This window comes from Streptomyces sp. NPDC001153 (assembly GCF_053598315.1).
Map to the genome: position 1 here is coordinate 1 of NZ_JBSFJZ010000119.1, position 3,471 is coordinate 3,471.

The 3,471-nt window shown below is 71.7% G+C and carries 2 protein-coding genes; both read left to right on the top strand.

Annotated elements, in window-relative coordinates; genetic code table 11:
* Window positions 1–1,860: type I polyketide synthase (locus ACWDEN_RS47930; protein ID WP_450864436.1), on the top strand; the 1,860-nt coding region annotated here is incomplete at its 5' end.
* A 47-nt stretch (window positions 1,861–1,907) separates the two neighbouring features.
* Window positions 1,908–3,471: type I polyketide synthase (locus ACWDEN_RS47935; RefSeq protein ID WP_450864438.1), on the top strand; the 1,564-nt coding region annotated here is incomplete at its 3' end.

Genomic DNA, 3,471 nt, shown 5'->3' on the forward strand with positions numbered 1-3,471 from the left:
AGCGTCGCCGACGGTACCGGCGCTCCGGTCGCGAGCGTCCAGGCCCTGGCCTTGCGGGAGATCTCGGCGGACCAGTTCGCGGCGGCCGGCTCGGCGTTTTACGAGTCGTTGTTCCAGTTGGACTGGGTGCGGCTGGCGGAGGTCCGGGGTGGGCCGGTGCCGGAGGGCGTGACCGTCCTGCGTACCAGCCCCGGCACGGACGCCGAGGCGGTGCGTGCCGGGGTGAACCGGGTGTTGGCGGAACTGCAGTCGGCCGAGGGCCGGTTGGTGTTCGTCACCCGGGGTGCGGTGGCGTTGCCGGGTGAGGACGTCACCGACCTGGCGGGTGCGGCCGTGTGGGGTCTGGTGCGTTCCGCCCAGTCGGAGGACCCGGACCGTTTCGTCCTGGTCGACGCCGACACCGACGCCGACACCAACGCGGACGACGCCGTCGCTCTGGCGCTGGCGACGGGTGAGCCGCAGGTCGTGATCCGTGACGGCGCGGCCTACGGCGCCCGTCTGGCCCGTACGCCCGTGGCCGTGGAGGAGGCGCAGCCCCTGACGTTCTGCGCCGAGGGGACGGTGCTGGTGACGGGTGCGACCGGCACCCTGGGCGGTCTGTTCGCCCGGCACCTGGTGACCGAGTACGGTGTGCGTCGTCTGCTGCTGACCAGCCGTCGGGGTGAACAGGCCCCTGGGATGCGGGAGTTGGCGCAGGAGCTGTCCGCCCTGGGTGCCGAGGTGACGGTGGCGGCCTGTGACGCGGCGGACCGTGAGGCGCTGGCCGCGCTCCTGGACGGGGTCGACCTGTCGGGGGTCGTGCATGTGGCGGGTGTCCTGGACGACGGTGTGATCGCGTCCCTGACTCCGGAGCGGGTGGAGAAGGTGCTGCGTCCGAAGGTGGACGCGGCCCTGAACCTGCATGAGCTGACGGCCGGCAAGGATCTGAGCGCGTTCGTCCTCTTTTCCTCCGCCGCGGGCACCCTGGGTAATCCCGGCCAGGGCAACTACGCGGCCGCGAACGCCTTCCTGGACGCTCTCGCCGCCCACCGCAAGGCGCAGGGTCTGCCCGCGCAGTCGCTGGCCTGGGGTCTGTGGGGCGGCGGCATGGCCGGTGAGCTGAGCCAGGCCGACCTGGACCGGATGAACAGCACCGGTGTGCACGCGCTTACGCCCGAACAGGGCCTGGCGTTGTTCGACACCGCGAGCGCCCTGCCTGCTCCCGCCCTCGTCCCCATCCGCCTGGACCTGAAGGCGCTGCGCTCGGCCGGTGAGGACCTGCCCGCCCTGTTCCGCGGGCTGGTCCGAGTCACCACCCGGCGCACCGCGGTGGGAGGCGGCGGCCAGGACACGGCGGTGCTCAGGCAGCAGCTTGCCGGCCTCTCCCCGGACGAGCAGGAAGCCCTGCTGCTGGACACGGTCCGCACGCACGCGGCGACGATCCTCGGACACGCGGGCGCCGATGTCATCGACCCGGACCGGGCCTTCAGCGAGCTGGGCTTCGACTCGCTCAGCGCGGTCGAGTTCCGCAACGTCCTGGGCGGCGTCAGCGGCCTGCGGCTGCCGCCCACGCTCGTCTTTGACTACCCCAACGCACGGGCGCTGGCCGACCACATGCGAGCGGAACTCGTTCCGGACTCCGGTGGCGGCGGCAACGCTGACGGGTCGGGTGAGGCGGAGATCCGCGCGGTGCTGCAGACCATTCCGCTCAGCAGGCTGCGGGACGCGGGTCTGCTGGACGCCCTGCTCGAACTCGGCGGCGTCAGCGACGTACAGACCGAACCGGACGAGGCCGGCGAGGCCTGGGAGGGATCGATCGACGACATGGACGCCGAAAGCCTCATCAGCCTGGCGCTCAGCGGCGAAACGGGAGATGTGTAATGGCCGGCTCTGACCAGAACAAGCTCGTCGACGCGCTCCGGTCGGCGCTGAAGGAGACCGAGCGGCTGCGCGCCCAGAACAAGAAGCTCACCGCCACGCTCCGCGAGCCCGTCGCCATCGTCGGGATGAGCTGCCGCTATCCGGGCGGGGTGGAGACGCCGGAGGACCTGTGGCGGCTGGTCGCCGACGGGGTGGACGCGGTCTCGGAGTTCCCGGCCGACCGCGGCTGGGACGCCGACCAGCTCTTCGACCCCGAGGGACAGCGCCCGGGCACGACCTACGTCCGTGAGGGCGGCTTCCTGCACGACGCGGCCGACTTCGACCCGTCCCTGTTCGGCATCAGCCCGAACGAGGCACTGATCATGGATCCGCAGCAGCGGCTGCTGCTGGAGACCGCCTGGGAGGCGATCGAGCGGGCCGGCATCGACCCGGCCATGCTGAAGGGCTCGGCCACCGGCGTGTTCGCCGGGATGATGTACCACGACTACGCCGCCAACGCGAACACCGGTTCCATCGCCTCCGGCCGCGTCTCCTACGCCCTCGGCTTGGAGGGCCCGTCGGTCACCATGGACACGGCCTGCTCGTCGTCCCTCGTCGCCCTCAACTCGGCTGTGCACGCCCTGCGTTCCGGGGAGTGCAGCCTCGCCCTCGTCGGCGGGGTCTGTGTGATGGCGACACCGGAGACCTTCGTCGAGTTCAGCCGCCAGCGGGGCCTGTCCCACAGCGGCCGCTGCAAGTCGTTCGCCGCCGCCGCCGACGGCACCGCGTGGGGCGAGGGCGCGGGCATGCTGCTTGTCGAGCGGCTGTCCGACGCCCGCGCCAACGGTCACCCCGTCCTCGCCGTGGTCCGCGGCATCGCCGTCAACCAGGACGGCGCGAGCAACGGCCTGACGGCCCCCAACGGACCCTCCCAGGTCCGCGTCATCCGCCAGGCCCTCGCCAACGCCCAGCTCGCCCCTGACCACATCGACGCGGTGGAGGCGCACGGTACGGGTACCACTCTGGGTGACCCGATCGAGGCGCAGGCGCTGCTGGCGACGTACGGCAAGGACCGTGCGGAGGATCAGCCGTTGTGGCTGGGTTCGATCAAGTCGAACATGGGGCACACGCAGGCGGCGGCGGGTGTGTCGGGCATCATCAAGATGGTCGAGGCGATCCGGCACGGCGTCCTGCCCAAGACCCTCCACGTCGACGAGCCGACCCCGCAAGTCGACTGGGAGTCCGGCCAGGTGCGCCTGCTGACCGAGTCCCGCCCGTGGCCGGAGACGGGGCGTCCGCGTCGTGCGGGCATCTCCTCCTTCGGCATCAGCGGTACCAACGCCCACGTCATCATCGAAGAGGCCCCCGCCGAGGAGGCCTCCGAGGAACCCGAGGGCCGGGCCCTCCCCGTCATTCCCCTCGTCATTTCCGGCAGGACGGAACAGGCCCTGCACGGCCAGGCCGAGCGCCTGCGCTCCCACCTCGAGTCCCACCCTGACCTGCGTCCCTTGGACATCGCTCACTCCCTGACCAGCACCCGTACCGCCCTGGACTTCCGGGCGGCCGTGGTGGGTGCGGACCGGGAGGAGTTGCTGGCGGGTCTGAGCGCGTTCGTGGAGGGCCGGTCGGCTG